This is a genomic window from Aeromonas sp. QDB17 (assembly GCF_027705305.1).
In the GTDB taxonomy this organism is placed as follows: domain Bacteria; phylum Pseudomonadota; class Gammaproteobacteria; order Enterobacterales; family Aeromonadaceae; genus Aeromonas; species Aeromonas caviae.
On the sequence record NZ_JAPDBP010000001.1, the window covers coordinates 217552 to 233611 of the forward strand.

13 protein-coding genes are annotated in these 16060 nt (G+C 63.7%); 4 read left to right on the top strand and 9 right to left on the bottom strand.

The window, feature by feature from the left end; all coding sequences use genetic code 11:
* Nucleotides 1-55: 55 nt before the first annotated feature.
* The 6 genes from uvrY to OKC41_RS00970 all read right to left on the bottom strand — a co-directional run bounded on the left by uvrY (nucleotide 56) and on the right by OKC41_RS00970 (nucleotide 7021).
* A complete protein-coding gene (gene uvrY / locus OKC41_RS00945) occupies nucleotides 56-700 on the bottom strand; it encodes a UvrY/SirA/GacA family response regulator transcription factor (protein WP_010675231.1) in 645 nt (214 codons plus the stop codon).
* A 210-nt stretch (nucleotides 701-910) separates the two neighbouring features.
* Complete coding sequence (gene kdsB, locus OKC41_RS00950; protein ID WP_270671596.1) at nucleotides 911-1672, bottom strand: 3-deoxy-manno-octulosonate cytidylyltransferase; 762 nt, start codon at nucleotides 1670-1672, stop codon at nucleotides 911-913.
* A complete protein-coding gene (locus OKC41_RS00955) occupies nucleotides 1669-1866 on the bottom strand; it encodes a Trm112 family protein (RefSeq protein ID WP_010675233.1) in 198 nt (65 codons plus the stop codon). Before OKC41_RS00955 ends, kdsB begins: the two co-directional genes overlap by 4 nt.
* 111 nt (nucleotides 1867-1977) lie before the next feature.
* Nucleotides 1978-2976 (bottom strand): tetraacyldisaccharide 4'-kinase, encoded by a 999-nt coding sequence (gene lpxK, locus OKC41_RS00960; protein ID WP_270671597.1) that lies wholly within the window; start codon nucleotides 2974-2976, stop codon nucleotides 1978-1980.
* Complete coding sequence (gene msbA, locus OKC41_RS00965; protein ID WP_042014329.1) at nucleotides 2976-4745, bottom strand: lipid A ABC transporter ATP-binding protein/permease MsbA; 1770 nt, start codon at nucleotides 4743-4745, stop codon at nucleotides 2976-2978. Before msbA ends, lpxK begins: the two co-directional genes overlap by 1 nt.
* A 134-nt stretch (nucleotides 4746-4879) precedes the next feature.
* Complete coding sequence (locus tag OKC41_RS00970; RefSeq protein ID WP_235664832.1) at nucleotides 4880-7021, bottom strand: DNA internalization-related competence protein ComEC/Rec2; 2142 nt, start codon at nucleotides 7019-7021, stop codon at nucleotides 4880-4882.
* A 115-nt stretch (nucleotides 7022-7136) separates the two neighbouring features.
* Between OKC41_RS00970 and OKC41_RS00975 the strand changes: the two genes are divergently transcribed.
* The 3 genes from OKC41_RS00975 to OKC41_RS00985 all read left to right on the top strand — a co-directional run bounded on the left by OKC41_RS00975 (nucleotide 7137) and on the right by OKC41_RS00985 (nucleotide 9764).
* Entirely contained in the window at nucleotides 7137-7655 is a 519-nt protein-coding gene (locus OKC41_RS00975) for a DUF2062 domain-containing protein (RefSeq protein ID WP_039040274.1), read from the top strand.
* Nucleotides 7649-8143: a DUF2062 domain-containing protein gene (locus OKC41_RS00980; protein ID WP_102948610.1), complete on the top strand. Its 495-nt coding sequence runs from the start codon at nucleotides 7649-7651 to the stop codon at nucleotides 8141-8143. The genes OKC41_RS00975 and OKC41_RS00980 overlap by 7 nt, the downstream gene beginning before the upstream one ends.
* Nucleotides 8144-8258: 115 nt before the next feature.
* On the top strand, nucleotides 8259-9764 hold the full coding sequence (locus OKC41_RS00985; protein ID WP_102948611.1) for a helicase HerA-like domain-containing protein: 1506 nt from the start codon (nucleotides 8259-8261) through the stop codon (nucleotides 9762-9764).
* 79 nt (nucleotides 9765-9843) lie between these two features.
* Here OKC41_RS00985 and OKC41_RS00990 read toward each other — a convergent pair whose 3' ends face one another.
* From OKC41_RS00990 to OKC41_RS01000, 3 genes are all read right to left on the bottom strand, one after another.
* On the bottom strand, nucleotides 9844-11034 hold the full coding sequence (locus tag OKC41_RS00990; RefSeq protein ID WP_041213134.1) for an amino acid aminotransferase: 1191 nt from the start codon (nucleotides 11032-11034) through the stop codon (nucleotides 9844-9846).
* Nucleotides 11035-11169: 135 nt separating this feature from the next.
* Entirely contained in the window at nucleotides 11170-12111 is a 942-nt protein-coding gene (locus OKC41_RS00995; RefSeq protein ID WP_164882637.1) for a hypothetical protein, read from the bottom strand.
* Nucleotides 12112-12329: 218 nt separating this feature from the next.
* Nucleotides 12330-13403 (bottom strand): porin, encoded by a 1074-nt coding sequence (locus OKC41_RS01000; protein WP_270671598.1) that lies wholly within the window; start codon nucleotides 13401-13403, stop codon nucleotides 12330-12332.
* Nucleotides 13404-13781: 378 nt separating this feature from the next.
* On the opposite strand from OKC41_RS01000, the gene dinG reads away from it, so the two are divergent.
* On the top strand, nucleotides 13782-15854 hold the full coding sequence (dinG, locus tag OKC41_RS01005) for an ATP-dependent DNA helicase DinG (RefSeq protein ID WP_223924833.1): 2073 nt from the start codon (nucleotides 13782-13784) through the stop codon (nucleotides 15852-15854).
* Nucleotides 15855-16060: the final 206 nt, after the last annotated feature.

The window sequence follows — 16060 nt, forward strand, 5'->3', positions numbered from 1 at the left end:
AGCCTGCAAAAAGCAAAAGGCGGCCGGTGCCGCCTTTGGTGTCCACACGCCCCCGTTACAGGGTATCGGCATCCAGCATGCCGTAGCGAATGGCCAGATGGGTCAGCTCCACGTCGCCGTTGATCCCCAGCTTGCTGAACAGGCGGTAGCGGTAGCTGTTGACCGTCTTCGGGCTCAGGTTGAGCTGCTCGGAGATGTCGGTCACCTTCTGCCCCTTGGTGATCATCATCATGATCTGCAGCTCCCGCTCGGAGAGGGACTTGAAGGGGTTCTCGTCGGCGGAGGCGAACTGGCTCAGGGCCATCTGCTGGGCGATCTCCGGGGAGATGTAGCGCTGACCGGAGTGAACCAGGCGAATGGCGTGGATCATCTCGTCCGGCGCGGCCCCCTTGGTGAGGTACCCGGCGGCGCCCGCCTGCATCACCTTGGTAGGGAACGGATTTTCTGAATGAATGGTCAGCACTATGATGCGTACATCGGGGCGGATCCGCAGGATCTTGCGGGTCGCTTCCAGACCGCCGATGCCCGGCATGTTCATGTCCATCAGGATCACATCGGGGTGATGTTGCCGACAGAAGGCCACCGCGGTTTCCCCGCTCTGCGCCTCGCCCACCACCTTGATCCCGCGGACGTCTTCCAAAATGCGTCTTATCCCTGTACGCACCAACTCATGATCATCGACCAGGAATACATTAATCACCCAAACACCCCGTTTTTTATCTCGTTATATGCCAGTTAGGGTTAACACGGCGTCTTGCATCATAACCAAACTCGATGATTTGGCAAACCATGGGCGGGAAAAGTTTGAAATTGCTCGTAAAATCCGTTTTAAATCAAATTATTATACAAAGAATCAATTAAAAAACGGCGCCCTTGGGCGCCGTGTTGCATCAAAGCCGTTCCGCCAGCCTCAACCGGCCAGCAGCGCTCGCACCTTGTCCAGATCGGCCTGGGTATCCACCCCGACCGGCGGCGCCTCGAGGGCCTGGGCCACGTGGATCTTCTCCCCGTACCAGAGCACTCGCAGCTGCTCCAGCGCCTCGACCTGCTCGAGTGCGCTCGGCGCCCAGTCCACATAACGCTGGATGAAACCGGCGCGATAGGCGTAGATGCCGATGTGACGCTGGTAGTGATCACCAATCTGCTCGCGGCTTGCGGCAAAACGATCCCGATCCCAGGGGATGCTGGCGCGACTGAAATAGAGGGCATACCCCTCCCGGTCGGTCACCACCTTGACGGCATTGGGATTGAACGCCTCTTCGGCATCCCTGATCGGCACCGACAGGGTCGCCATGGGCGCGCTGGCAGCGGCCAGGTTGTCCGCCACCTGACGGATGATGACCGGCGGAATGAGCGGCTCGTCCCCCTGCACGTTGACCACTATGGTGTCGGCGGCAAAACCGTAGTGACGGCACACCTCGGCCAGACGCTCGGTGCCGGACTGGTGATCCGGTGAGGTCATGCACACCTCGAACCCGGCAGCGGCGGCAAAGGGAGCCAGAGCCTGCTGCACCCGCTCGTCATCGGTGGCGACGATCACCCGATCGGCGCCCGATTGCAGGGCCTTCTCCACCACGTGCTGCACCATGGGCTTGCCGTGAATGTCGGCCAGCGGCTTGCCCGGCAGCCGGGTGGAGGCGTAACGGGCAGGAATGACGACGACGAAACTCATGGCTTCAGCTCTTCCAGCGCCAGGTGACGGGCCCGGTTCTCCAGCAGCACCGGGATCCCCTCCTCCAGGGGATAGGCCAGTCTGTCGAAGCGGCAGATGAGCTCCTGAGGGCCCTCGGCGTGCGCTTGATAGTGCAGTTTCCCCTTGCAGACCGGGCAGGCGATGATGTCGAGCAGTTTAATATCCAGTGCCACAACGAAACTCCTTTAACGATTTCCCACAGGCGATCTTGCCTGGCATATCAATGTGCAGGGCCAGCCCCCGAGTCCGGGCGCTGGCCGTCTGTTCCAATCCGGTGGCGCCCGTCAGGGCGCCTGATGCCCGTCCCCTCTTCCGGGCTGCGGGCCCAGGGTGCGCAGCAGCGTCTCCCCCAGGGCATCGGGCAGCTCGGCGCTGACCGGCAGATACCACCAGTTGTCCGGGGCGAAGGGGCGGCACTTGACCGCATCCTTCTCGGTCATCAGCAAGGGGCGCTGGCCGAAGCGGGCCAGCAGCTCGGCGGCGTCGAACGCCTGGTGATCCCCGTAGCCGACGCTCTGCACCAGCTCGTAACCAAGGGCGGTCAGGGTGGCGAAGAAACGGGGGGGATGGCCGATGCCCGCCAGGGCATCCACCGGCCCCGAGAGGGAGGCAGTGAGAGGCGCATCGTCGCACACCCGGCGCAGGGTATCCGGCACCAGGCGCATGGCGTACTCGCCACGGGCGGGTTCGCCGCCGTTGCAGATGATGGCGTCCACCCGCTTGAGGCGGGTCGTGGGCTCGCGCAGCGGCCCCATCGGCAGCAGACAACCATTGCCAAAGCGCCGCGCCCCGTCCACCACCACCAGTTCGATGTCACGGGCCAGGGCATAGTGCTGCAAGCCGTCGTCGGTGACGATGATGTCCACCTCACCGCTTTGCTCCAGCAACCGCACAGCATCGGCCCGTCTGGGGGCCACCGCCACGGGGCAGCCGCAGCGCCTTGCGATGAGCACGGGCTCATCCCCGGCCTCGGCCGGGGTGCTGCTCTCATCCAGTCGATAGGGGTAATGGGGCGCCTTGCCGCCATAGCCGCGGCTGACCACGCCGGGGCGCCAGCCCCGGGCCAGGAGTTGTTCCACCAGCCAGACCACCACCGGGGTCTTGCCGTTGCCCCCCACCGAGAGATTGCCCACCACCACCACCGGCAGGGTGGCCCGATAGGCGCTGAGCCAGCCCCGGCGATACCCCAGACGGCGGACGCCGCTGATCACGGCAAACAGCAGGGCGAAGGGGGCCAGCCCCCAGCGCCAGAGGCTGTTCCCGTACCAGAGTCTGGCCAGCATCAGCCCTTGTTACCCGTGGCTGTATTACCAAACTGAATGGCCCGCAGCTGGGCATAAGTACCATGCATGTCCATCAGGGTTTGGTGGTTGCCGCGCTCGACGATGTGTCCCTCGTCGATCACCAGGATCTCGTCCGCCTTCTCGATGGTGGAGAGGCGGTGGGCGATCACGAGGGAAGTGCGCGCCTTGCACAGCTCGTCGATGGCCGCCTGGATGTGACGCTCGGACTCGGTGTCCAGGGCCGAGGTAGCTTCGTCCAGCAGCAGCACCGGAGAGTCCCGCAACAGGGCGCGGGCGATGGCGATGCGCTGGCGCTGGCCGCCGGAGAGGGAGGCGCCGTTCTCGCCGATGACGGTGTCATAGCCTTCCGGCATCTTGCTGACGAAGTCGTCCGCATGGGCGATGCGGGCCGCCTGCTGGATCTCGTCGCGGCTGTACTTCTCTTCCGCCGCGTAGGCGATGTTGTTGGCCACGGAGTCGTTGAAGAGGTGCACGTGCTGGGAGACCAGGGCGTACTGCTTGCGCAGCTCGCTCAGGCGGTATTCGCGGATGTTGACGCCATCCAGCAGAATTTCCCCCTCTTCGATGTCATAGAAGCGGGTCAGAAGGCTCGCGATGGTGCTCTTGCCGGAGCCGGAACGACCCACCAGGGCCACCGATTTGCCCGCCTCCACCTTGAAGCTGATGTTGCGCAGCGCCGGTGTCTCCTTGGTCGGGTAGGTGAAGGTGACGTTGCGAAACTCGATTTCACCTCGGGCACGTTCCAGAGTGCGCGTGCCGGTGTCCTGCTCCGGGGTGGAGTCCAGCAGACCGAACAGGCTCTGGCAGGCGGTGATGCCGCGCTGGAACTGGTTGTTCACGTCGGTCAGGCTTTTCAGCGGCTTGAGCAGCATCATCATGGAGGTGACCATGACGGTGAAGGTGCCCGCGGTCAGGGTCGCCTTGACGCTGTCGATGGTGGCGACATAGAGGAAGACCGCAAGGGCCACGGAGGCCACCATCTGGACGATGGGGCTGCCGATGGCGTCGGCGGCGACCATCTTCATGGTCTGCTGGCGCATCCGGTTGCTCACCTGGTAGAAGCGCTTGTCCTCCACCTCCTGGCCCCCGAACATCAGCACCTCTTTGTGCCCCTTGAGCATCTGCTCGGTGGAGGTGGTGATGTCACCTACCGCCTGCTGGATGTGGCGGCTTATCTTGCGAAAACGTCGGCTGATGATGCTGATGAGGATCCCGACCAGGGGCCCCACCACCAGGAAGATCACCGACAACTGCCAGGAGTGCCAGAACATCAGGCCCAGCAGGCCGATGACGGTGGCCCCTTCCCGCACCAGGGAGACCAGGGTCGAGCTCGCGGCGGACGACACCTGACCGGCGTCATAGGTCACCTTGGAGAGCAGGTTGCCGGTGTTCTGGCGGTCGAAGAAGCTCATGGGCATGGCCATCAGGTGGCTGAACACCTGCTGCTGCAGGCGCATCACCACGTGGTTGCCGACCCAGGCCATGCAGTAGTTGGAGAGGAAGGCGGCACAGCCGCGCAGAGCCACGATGCCGAGGACGAAGAAGGGCATCCACTTGAGCACGCTGCTGTCGTTGCCGTTGAGCCCCTGGTCGATGAGCGGTTTGATGGAGTAGACGAAGGTGGTATCCACGGCCGCGTAACCCAGCATGCCAATGATGCCGCCCACCAGACCCAGCTTGCGATCCCGGACATAACCGAGCAGGCGCTTGAAGACGGTCCAGCTCTCTTGTGAGGTTTCTTGTTGCATGAATAGCCGTTAATAAGGGAAATGACGGGCTATTCTAGCCAAACCTTGGAGCTACACCAAGCGCCGCTGGCGCGATGGCTACAACCCGGGTCACAAATGAAGGCCGCCCCTTGCCGGGCTGGCTCACCGGATCCTCACTCCCTTCCCCATACCTGCGGCTGCCACCAGGGGCCGCCACGCCTGTACCAGGGCCCCTGCTCCCGCTCGGCCCGGATCCTGAGGCCCGCGTCCCCCGGCTCGATCAGGATGGCGCCCGCCTCCCCCGTGACCCACTGCCGCGCCCCCTGGTATCGCGCCACCACCTCGGGGCGGGGAAAGCCCCACTGGTTCATGAAGCCTGCGCTGTGCACCACGAAGGCAGGTTGCACCGCCGCCACGAAGGGGGCCGTGGAGGAGGTGCGACTGCCATGATGCGGGCTCACCAGCAGGGTGCTGGCCAGCCCCGCGCCATCACCCTCCTCCAGCGCCAGTGCCAGCAGGCGGCGCTCCGCCTGCTGCTCGATGTCGCCGCTCAGCAGCAACCGATGACGTCCGTCGTCCAGCTGCACCACGCAACTGTCGTTGTTGCGCCCCGCCCCGGCTGCCAGGGGCCAGAGCACCCGCACATCCAGTCCCTGCCAATGCCACTGCTGACCTCGGCGGCAGGCCTGGGTAGCCGGTCCAAAGGGGAAGGAGGAGAGCTCCCGGCGCACCGCCATGCTCTGCAGCAGAGCCTGCCGGTTGCCCGCGTGATCCCTGTCTCTGTGGCTGATGATCAGGGTGTCGATCACCCGGATGCCGAGCCGGTTGAGCAGGGGCAGGATGGCCGCATCCGCCATGTTGTAGCCCCCGGGGTAGCGATCCCCGGTATCAAACAGGATGGCCCGATCCCCTCGGGTGACGAGCACCGATAGCCCCTGCCCCACGTCCAGCACCCGCACCTGCCAGGAAGCGGGAGCAGGCCAGAGGGCGAGCAGCAGGGCCGCCGCCACCGGCCCCCCCAGGGCGCGCCCTCCCGGCAGGTGCCATCCCGTCCACAGCAGGATCAGCAGGGCGCTGGCGGGCATCAGCCAGCCGGGCACCGGCCACCAGAGCTGCAGGCGATCCGCCAGCTGCGTGAGCCCCCACAGCACCCACTCCAGGCCGAAGGCGGAGACCCAGAGCAGGCCGTGGGCCAGCAACGTGGAGAGGGGCGCCACCAGCACGCCGATGAGCGCCAGGGGAATGATGACAAGGCAGAACAGCGGCAGTGCCAGCAGATTGAGCAGAAACGCCAGGGGCGCCATCCCCTCGAACAGCAGCAGTTGCAGGGGCAGCAATCCGAGCAGCAGCAGAAGTTGCAGCCGCACCAGGCCGGGGCGATCGTGCAACAGGCTCGCCAGCAACAGCAGGGCCACCGCCAGAAAAGAGAGCCAGAACCCCGCAGAATAGAGGGCGAAAGGGTCCCACAATGTCAGCACCACGAAGGCCCACAGCCAGATCCGGTGGCTCGGCCAGTCCCGCTTTAGCCAGCGCAGCAGGCTCCACACCAGCACCATGATGAGGGCACGCTCGGTGGCCACCGCAAACCCCGCCAGCCAGCTGTAGGTGGCCGCGAACAGGAGTGACACGCAGATAGCCCCGCGCAGCCCGAACAGCCGCCCGAGCCACCAGCCGAGCACCGCCACCAGAGCGATATGCTGGCCCGAGATGGCGATGATGTGGGTCAGGCCGCTGCCGCGAAAGAGTTCCCACTGGGCATCCGTGATCCCTCCCTGTTCCCCGAAGGTGAGGGCTGCCAGCAGGGGGGCCTGCGCCATCCCCTCCCAGGCGCGACTCGCCGCCGCCAGCCAGCGATCGCGCACACCCGGGGGCACGGCATCCAGGGCGATGACCCGGCGCAGGTTGCCGGTGGCGGTGATTCCCTTGCCAAGGAGCAGGCGCCGCCCATCCATCCCCGCTTCGTTGGCCAGGCCATGGGCCGGCTTGAGAGAGGTCACCAGGGTGACGCGGCTGCCGGCAGGCAACGGCGGCAACACCTGATAGGCATTGACCCGCACCAGGGGTGGCACGATGAGGGGGCGATCGTCCAGGGTGTCGAGGCGCAGCAGCAGGCGCGCAAATTTATCCCCCTCTTTCTCTCCCGAAGACTCCGTACTTTGCACGTGTGCGGTTATGATGTGGCTCGTTTTTTTGCCAAGCTGATCCAGCCAGGCAAGCCGGTAGTGCAAATTCACCTGCATCCAGAGGATGCCGAGCAGCAGAAACAGCAGCCGCCAGCAACGACCACCGGCGAGGGGGAGCGCGAGCAGTAGCATCAGGCCACCCCATTCCCATGAAGGCAGCCATGGCCAAAGCAGTGAGGAGCTTGCCCCCAGGGCAAACGACAACAGACGCAGATCCATGGAGCAAGTATTTAGCAAGGTTCAGAACATGCCCAAACGAATCATACAGCGCTGGCTACCCGACCCGGCGACCCTCAAGGAACACAAGCACTTGCGACTCTTTGGCAAGCTGCTGCTGGATGCCAACCTCTGGCATCTCAACCGGCGCTCCGCGGCCGGTGCCTGTGCGGTCGGCCTCTTCATGGCCTGGGTTCCCCTCCCCTGCCAGATGCTGCTGGCCGCGGGCGGCGCCATCGCCTGCCGGGTCAACCTGCCCCTCTCGGTGGCCCTGGTCTGGCTCTCCAACCCCCTGACCATGCCACCGCTGTTTTATGGCGCCTATCTGGTGGGCTGCCAGTTGCTGGGGCAACCCTCCCAGCACATCGAGATCACCTTCACCTGGGCCTGGCTGGTGTCGGTGTTCGAGACGGTGGCCCCGCCGCTCTTGCTGGGCTCCCTGGTGCTTGCCCTGCTGAGCGCCCTCGTCGGCTATCTCCTGGTTCGCGCGGGCTGGCGCCTGAGCACGGTGCGCCAGTGGCAAAAACGCAAGGTGGCGCGCCCATGCTGAATCGCTGGTTGGCCCGCTTCAAGATTGACCCCGATACCCTGCGCCAACAGAAGTGGTTCGCCCTCTTTGGCGAGCGACTGCTGACCCCCGCCCTTTGGCAAGGGGGAACGCGGGCCCTCTGTGGCGCCGTGGCGGCCGGGCTGTTCGCCAGCTGGGTCCCCATGCCCATGCACTCCCTGGTGGCCGTCGCCCTGGTGCTGGCGTTCAGCTTCAACCTGCCGCTGGCCCTCTTGGCGGTCTGGTTCAACAACCCGCTGACGCTCCCCTTCATGTACCTCTACGCCTATCGTACCGGTTGCCTGGTGCTGAACGAGACGCCAGCCCCCTTCCATCTCACCTGGTCCCTGCACTGGCTGGAGCAGGAAGCGGCTATCCTGGTGCCCCCCTTCCTGCTCGGCAGCCTGCTGCTGGCGGTGCTGAGCGCCGCCGCCGGCGCCTTGCTCACCCTGCTGCTGTTGCAACTGGGCAAACTGGCCCGCCCCCGCTAGGTTGCCAGCACGCCGTCCTTGTCTCGGGCGGCGTGCCTTGCCATCGTCTGCCTCTGCCACCACACTCCTTGTAACCCGTTGTTTTTCGACCCCCATTCGAAACAAGGAGCCCACCATGGCCGAACCGCTCACGCTGGCCCATGCCAATGGCAACCCCCTCTCCCTGCTCCCCGCCATGGCCAATCGCCACGGCCTTATCACCGGGGCCACCGGCACCGGCAAGACAGTCACCCTGCAGGTGCTGGCGGAGGGGTTTTCCCGCCTCGGCGTGCCGGTCTTTCTGGCAGACGTGAAGGGGGATCTGAGCGGCCTGGGCGCCGCCGGCACCCCCTCTGCCAAGCTGGATGCCCGTCTGGCCCAGCTTGGCCTTCAGGCACCCGACTTTGCCGCCAGCCCCACCCTGTTCTGGGATCTCTTCGCCGAAGAGGGCCACCCGGTGCGGGCCACCGTCTCCGACATGGGGCCCCTGCTGCTTGCACGCCTGCTCGGCCTCAACGACACCCAGAGCGGGGTGCTGGAGCTGGTGTTCAAGGTGGCGGACGACGAGGGGTTGCTGCTGCTCGATCTCAAAGACCTGCGGGCCATGGTGCAGTTTGCGGGGGAGCACGCCAAGACCCTCACCACCCGCTACGGCAATGTGTCGACCGCCTCCATCGGCGCCATCCTGCGCAACCTCCTCACCCTGGAGAGCGCGGGCGGCGATCACTTCTTCGGCGAGCCCATGCTGGACATCCAGGATCTGATGCAGACCGACGAGGCGGGCCACGGCCATATCAATGTGCTGGCCGCCGGCAAGCTCACCCAGTCCAGCCGCCTCTATGCCTGCTTCCTGCTCTGGCTGCTCTCCGAGCTGTTCGAACAGTTGCCCGAGATAGGGGATCCGGAAAAGCCCGTGCTGGTGTTCTTCTTCGACGAGGCCCACCTGCTGTTCAAGGATGCGCCCAGGGCGCTGCTGGAGAAAATTGAGCTGGTGGTGCGCCTCATCCGCTCCAAGGGGGTGGGCGTCTATTTCGTGACCCAGAGCCCGGCCGACATCCCCGACAGCGTGCTGGGGCAGCTTGGCAACCGGGTGCAGCACGCCCTGCGCGCCTTCACCCCGAGCGATCAGAAGGCGGTACGCATCGCCGCCAACACCCTGCGGGCCAACCCTGCCTTCGACGCCGCCGGAGCCATCACTGAACTGGGGGTCGGGGAGGCGCTCATCTCCCTGCTCGACGAGAAGGGGCGGCCCAGCGTGGTGGAGCGCGCCTTCATCGCGCCCCCGGCCAGCCGCATCGGCCCCCTGAGCGCGGCCGAGCGCCAGGCGCTTATTCAGGGCTCATTGCTCTACGGCAGATACGACACCCAGGAGGACAGGGAGTCCGCGTTCGAGCGACTTCAAGAGACATCGCCCGCCGCCGGTGACGAGACCGCTTCCCCACAGAGCGACCAGGGCGGCGGTCTGCTGGATGCCTTGAATGGCATCCTGTTCGGTCGCACCGGCCCCCGTGGTGGCCAGCATGACGGGGTGGTGCAGACCGCCGCCAAGAGCGTGGCCCGCACCCTCGGCAACGAGGTGGGACGCCAGCTGATGCGCGGGGTGCTCGGCTCCCTGCTGGGAAGCAGCAAGCGGCGCCGCTGATGCCGGAAAATGAAAAAGCCCGCCGATACGGCGGGCTTTTTATGGCTGAAGCAAGGCGCTGGGCGCAGATGCTTCTCTCTTACAACACCTTGGCGATGGCGTCGCAGAGGGGATCAATGTTGGCGCGGGTGATGCCTGCCACGCTGATCCGGCCGGAGCCGACGATATAGATGGCGAATTCGCTCTTGAGGCGCTCCACCTGATCCTTGGAGAGACCGGAGAAGGAGAACATGCCGTTCTGTTCGCGGATGAAACTGAAATCCTGGTTCACCCCCCGCTCGGCCAGCTTCTCCACCAGCAGCTCGCGCATCTCGCGAATGCGCACCCGCATGGCGGCCACTTCTTCCACCCACTCCGCATAGAGGGCCGGGTCGCTCACCACGGTAGTGACAACGGCGGCGCCATGTGACGGCGGGTTGGAGTAGTTGGCACGAATGACGGTCTTCACCTGGGTGAAGGCGACGTCGGCCACCGCCTTGGTCGCGCAGACCAGGGTGAAGGCGCCGACCCGCTCGTTGTAGAGGCCGAAGTTCTTGGAGAAGGAGCTCGCCACCAGCAGCTCGTCGTGGCACTCGGCGAAGATGCGAAGGCCTTCGGCATCCTCTTCGATGCCGCGGGCAAAGCCCTGATAGGCGAAGTCAAAGAGCGGCAGCCAGCCGGCGGCGGCACTCTGACTGGCCAGGGCGCGCCACTGCTCGGTGGTCGGGTCGATACCGGTCGGGTTGTGGCAGCAGCCGTGCAGCAGCACCAGATCCCCCGCCTGCGCGTCAGACAGGGAGGCCTGCATGGCGGCGAAGTCGAGTCCCTTGGTGGCGGCGTCGTAGTACTTGTACCACTTGACGGTCAAACCGGCCGCCTGGAACACGCTGACGTGGTTCGCCCAGGTGGGATCGGAGATCCAGATGGTCTTGGCGAGATTGTTGCGTACCACGAACTCGGCGGCGATGCGCAGGGCACCAGTACCGCCCGGCGCCTGCGCCGTCTTGGCGCGGCCGCTGGTCACCAGGGCGGCATCACGGCCGAACAGCAGTTGCTGCACGATGCGGCCGTATTCGATATTGCCTTCGATACCGAGGTAGTTCTTGGTCTTCTCGTCGGTCAAGAGCTTCTGCTCGGCTTGCTTGACGCAGTGAAGGATAGGAGTGGCACCGGTCTCATCCTTGTAGATACCGACCCCCAGATTGATCTTGTGGCTGCGAGTGTCGGCACGGAAGGCTTCGGTCAGGCCCAGGATCGGATCCGCTGGGGCGGCAACAACCTTTTCAAACATGGTATTCCCTGTAGTCCGTTGAGTTCGTTGGCTGGCAAAGTAGGTTGGCAAACAAAAGCGCCCGTCCAGGGAGCGCTTCGTCAGCTCTTTATACCACTGCCTTCCATAGGGGAAAACCGCTTTCTCGGCGCCGCCTCAACCAATCCCGTGCCAATCCGGTGCCAGGGCACACACCTCGACCGACAGACCCCGATTCGACTCCACCAAATCATTGCACTGCGCCATCAGCGCACGGGGGATACGGCTCGGCTCCCAGGGCCGGCCATCCCCCAGGGGAGCCCCGTAGGCCGCCTTGATGGGCACCAGATCCCGGGGCAGCCACCAGCTCGCCGGTCTCCCCAACCGCTGGGCCAATGCCAGTACTCTGTCGACCCCGGCCGGATCCAGGGCAGTGAGGTGGCTCCAGAGGGTCTGGGGCGGCAAAGCGGCGATCAGGGGCTCCAGCGTGCCGGGATCCTCGGCGGGATACCAGACCAGCAGGGCGTCGGCGGGCAGTGGCAACTCGGCGAAGGCGCCGACGGCATCGGTCGTGATCACCCGCTGTATCTCCCCCTCTCCCCAGAGGATCTTGCCAAGCTGCGCCAGGGTGCGGGCTGGCAGCGCCACCTCCCCCAGGGTCTGGAGCCAGGGAGCGGCATCCAGCAGGGTGCCGCCGCTGAGAAACAGGCTGAACGGCCGTGTGGCCCGCAGACGAAGGGGCAGATCGCTGCACAGCCGGATCCCCTTGTCTTCGAAGTCGATCTGCTCGATGGGGCTGAAATGACCCTCCCCCTTGCGATACAGGGCCGCCAGCACCCGCTCGTTGACCCGCTCCCCCAGTTGCCAACCGTGGGATTGCAGCCACTCCTCGGGTTCCGGCGGGGCACTGGCCATCTTCGCCAGCATCAGCTCCCGAGTCAGATAGCGGTGCCCGGCAGGGGTGAGCTCATAGTGATGATTGCCAAGGGCCAGCAGCAACTGGTTGTCCCGAAGCATGCCGATGAGCGGCTGCCATTGACGACCGCGAACAGCCTGGGGGCCGCCGCTCAGCAACTGCTGTGCCAGCGCGCGCCACTCGGGGTGGGTGAAATCGATCAAAGGCATCCTTCCCTGTCGGCAAACCATCCTTCAACGAATTGAATAATCTAGCGATTTACGACGAAGGAGCCAAGGGCGGAAAAGAGACAACGTGACCTGGCGCAGCACCGGACGTCGAAAGGAAGCGAAAGAGGTGAAAGGCAGATAAAACAAAACGGCCAAGCAAGCTTGGCCGTTTCATCAACTCTTTCACGATTCCCTATGAGAGGGAGCCTTGATTAGAAGTTGTATTGCATACCAACAGTCCACTCGTCATCTTGCTGACTCAGGCCTTGGATTTTGTATTCGGTGTAAGCTTTCAGCTTGGAGTTGAAGGCGTATTCAACACCCATGGAGGTGAAATCTACGGTGTCTTCGTAAGAAGTTACACCTTCCACTTTCGCTTCAGCGAAGTTGTAGCCAGCCAGGAAGGTCCAGGCGTCTACGTTGTAGGAAGCAGCCAGCTCGTAGCCACGCGCCTTGGCATCGTTGAAGCCGTCGAACTTGTAGGTGGATTCGTTATACAGGGCAGCGAAGTAGAAACCCTGATAGGTGTAGCTTGCGGCAACAGCCCAGTCATTCTTGTCGGTCAGATCAGCGCGACTGAAAGTACCGTTTTCGGAAGTGATGGTGAGGCTGGAGGCATCTTCGAAGCTCTTGGACTCGTAACCTGCGGCCAGACCCAGACCAAAGTCGAAGTCATAGGTTGCGCCCAGGGTGTAGCCGTGGTCCATTTTACCTTCAACACCAGACCAGCCAGCGTAGTTCGCATCATAGCTGCCGTTGTTGGTGATGTAGCCACCTTTCAGGCCAAAACCGTTCCACTGACCGTTATAGATAGCCTGACCTTCTTGACGACCATCATAGACGTTGGCCTTGTCACCGTAGTCGTTGAAGATATCGGTCTTGGCGACGGTTGCATTGTAGAAAGCAGTTTCTGTCTGACCAAACAGGAACTGGCCATACTGGGAACCATCGAAGCCAGCATAGATGTGACGAACCTCCAGCTCACGCTTGTCGCTGTCATAGGAGTTTTCGGAGGCCAGTTGCCACTCAGTTTTGGCAACGCCAGACCAGGTGTCATTCAGAGCCATTTTACCGGACCAGCCCAGACGGGCATAGGTGGTCAGCTCACCATCATTCTTGGAGTAAGAATCTGCGTCTGCATCGTAGGAGTCGTACTCGCCGAAGTACTGGGCATGTACACGACCGTAGATGTCGAAGGTGGTACCGTCTTTGTCATAGATGACGGCAGCGTTAGCTGCGGATGCAAACAGAGCCGGGATAGCAATAGCCAGAATTGTCTTTTTCATAGTTTCCAATGCCTACTGTAATTAAACACTAAGTTGTTGTTATTCCCTGTGTTAGCGATGTTCTTTGCATCACTATGGGGCCTGAGACTAGCACCGGGTTTTGCAATCCGCAATGAAAAAACTTGGAACTTTCCCGTGATTCCATAGTCATAGGGGAAAAAATGTGATCCAGGTCCCACCCCATTCCCTCGATGCGAGGACAACGTTTGTAGCGAAAAACGCTGCTTTTTTATGCCGGCTGAGGGGAGTCGTCCATCCCCAACCGCTGTGTTGGCATATTTGGCGGCGGCCATGCAAGGGGCTGTCATCCCTGCCTCGACCCGGGCGCCGGGTTGCGGGTATCCTGTCACTCCAATCCCAGCCATGACCCGCCAAGCCATGTTATCGACCCGTCTCAAAGCCAGTATTCGCGCTACCTATCGCCAGATAGCCGACGGCCTGCCCGGCTTTGTGCCCCGCAGGGAGCAGAACTTCCTGGTGGCCGAGATAGCCAAGACCCTCACCGGGGAGTACGACAGGTCTCGCCGCATCCTGGTGGCCGAGGCAGGCACCGGCATCGGCAAGTCCCTCTCCTATGCCCAGGGGGCCATACCAGTGGCACGGCTGACCCAGAAGAAGCTGGTGATCTCCACCGCCACCGTGGCCCTGCAGGAGCAGCTCATCCACAAGGATCTCCCCTTTTATCACCGTCACAGCGAGCTGCCGTTTCGTTTCATGCTGGTCAAGGGGCGCCAGCGCTACTGCTGCGAGCACCTGCTGGAGCAGGCGGCAAACGGCAGCGAGATGGCCAATTTCGAACTCGACTTCGGCGCATTGAGCAAACACAAGCCATCGGACGCTGACAAAGCGTGCTACCAGGGGCTGTGGCAGGCCTACACCGAAGGCAAGTGGGACGGGGATCGGGACAACTGGCCCAAACCCATTACGGACCCTTGCTGGGATCGCATCGCAGCCGACCGCCACACCTGCAACAAGGCCCTGAGCCACCATCAGCACTGCCCCTTCCATCGGGCCCGCAACGACATGGACGCAGCAGACGTGCTGGTGGTCAACCACGCCCTGCTGCTCTCCGACCTCACCATGGGGGGCGGCATCATATTGCCGCCGCCGGACGAGTGCATCTATGTGCTGGACGAAGCCCATCACCTGCCCACCATCGCCCGGGATCACGGCGCCGCCAGCGCCAGCATCAAGGGATCCCGCCGCTGGCTGGAAAAGCTGGTGCAAAGCGCGGGCAAGCTGGCCAGGACGCTGAACAAGGAGAGCCTGCTCGATCCCCAGCTCAAACTGCAGGATGCCCTGGCCTCTCTCCAGCCGGATCTCAAGGCCCTCGAGCAGTGGCTCGCCAGCAATGATCACCTCTTTGGCGGCGAGCCCCACCACAGATTCGCCGATGGGGTGCTGCCGGATCCCCTGCCCATGCTGGCGGAAAACCTCAAGGAGGCGAGCAAGAAGGCGTTGCGGGCGCTGGACAGAATGCAGGGGGCCATCGGCGAGGCGCTCAAGAATGGCGACATCCGTCGCAAGGAGGCCGAGCCTCTGCTGGCGGAGAGCGGTTTTCACTTGCAACGGCTCGAGAGCTTCTGCGCCCTCTGGGAGATGCTGAGCCGCCATGTTCCCACCGGCAAGACCCCCCTCGCCCGCTGGATGGCCAGAAGCGAGGACGGGGACATTTGGCTGCACGCCTCCCCCATCGAGGTGGGGTATCTGCTGGAGGAGTGGCTCTGGTCCCGCTGTCTCGGGGCCGTGCTGGTGTCGGCGACCCTCACCGCCCTCTCCTCCTTCAGTTATTTTCGCCACCAGGTGGGGCTCAAGGAGCATGACGGCACCCGCTATCTGCGGCTGCGCTCCCCCTTCGACTACCACAAAGCCGAACTCTATCTGCCCAAGATGGCCCATGAACCCAGTGCCCCCGCCTTCACCCAGGAGTTGATCGATACCCTGCCCCGCCTGCTGGCAGGCAAGGAGGCCAGCCTGGTGCTCTTCTCCTCCTATCGCCAGATGAACGAGGTGGCGGTGGGGCTGCGGACCAAGGGGATGTCGCTCCTGGTACAGGGGGAAGCGTCCCGCAGCGCCCTGCTCCTCTTGCACAAACAGAAGTGCGACGGCGGCCAGGCCAGCATCCTCTTTGGCACCGGCAGCTTCTCGGAAGGGCTGGATCTGCCCGGCCACTACCTCACCAACCTGGTGATCACCAAGCTCCCCTTCGCGGTGCCCAACTCCCCCGTGGAAGAGGCGACCGCCGAGTGGATAGAGCAGCGCGGCGGCAACCCCTTCCTGCAACTGACGGTGCCGGAGGCGTCGCGCAAGCTCATCCAGGCCTGTGGCCGCCTCATCCGAAAAGAGGCGGATCGGGGGCGGGTCACCATCCTGGACCGGCGCCTGCTGACCAAGCGCTACGGCAAAGGGCTGCTGGACGCCCTCCCCCCCTTCACCCGACGCATCGAGTGACACGGCTGAGCCCGCCATGCCCCCCCCTGTCCCTCATGTCAGGAGGGGGCAGAAAGATAGAAGAGCACGCTGCCCGCAGGACTCGGGGCAGCGGGATCCACACCCCGCACACCAGAAGGCGCCATAAACGGCTATTGCCGCTGTGGGGCAAACCTGTAAAAATGACCCCCTATTTTTCAGTGGGCAATTGCCTGACTGTTCAAGGA

Coding starts and splice junctions, on each gene's coding strand:
- kdsB (WP_270671596.1), bottom strand. CDS start 1,672: ATGAGTTTCGTCGTCGTCATTCCTGCCCGTTACGCCTCCACCCGGCTG.
- lpxK (WP_270671597.1), bottom strand. CDS start 2,976: ATGCTGGCCAGACTCTGGTACGGGAACAGCCTCTGGCGCTGGGGGCTG.
- msbA (WP_042014329.1), bottom strand. CDS start 4,745: ATGCAACAAGAAACCTCACAAGAGAGCTGGACCGTCTTCAAGCGCCTG.
- OKC41_RS00970 (WP_235664832.1), bottom strand. CDS start 7,021: ATGCTACTGCTCGCGCTCCCCCTCGCCGGTGGTCGTTGCTGGCGGCTG.
- OKC41_RS00975 (WP_039040274.1), top strand. CDS start 7,137: ATGCCCAAACGAATCATACAGCGCTGGCTACCCGACCCGGCGACCCTC.
- OKC41_RS00980 (WP_102948610.1), top strand. CDS start 7,649: ATGCTGAATCGCTGGTTGGCCCGCTTCAAGATTGACCCCGATACCCTG.
- OKC41_RS00985 (WP_102948611.1), top strand. CDS start 8,259: ATGGCCGAACCGCTCACGCTGGCCCATGCCAATGGCAACCCCCTCTCC.
- OKC41_RS00990 (WP_041213134.1), bottom strand. CDS start 11,034: ATGTTTGAAAAGGTTGTTGCCGCCCCAGCGGATCCGATCCTGGGCCTG.
- OKC41_RS01000 (WP_270671598.1), bottom strand. CDS start 13,403: ATGAAAAAGACAATTCTGGCTATTGCTATCCCGGCTCTGTTTGCATCC.
- dinG (WP_223924833.1), top strand. CDS start 13,782: ATGTTATCGACCCGTCTCAAAGCCAGTATTCGCGCTACCTATCGCCAG.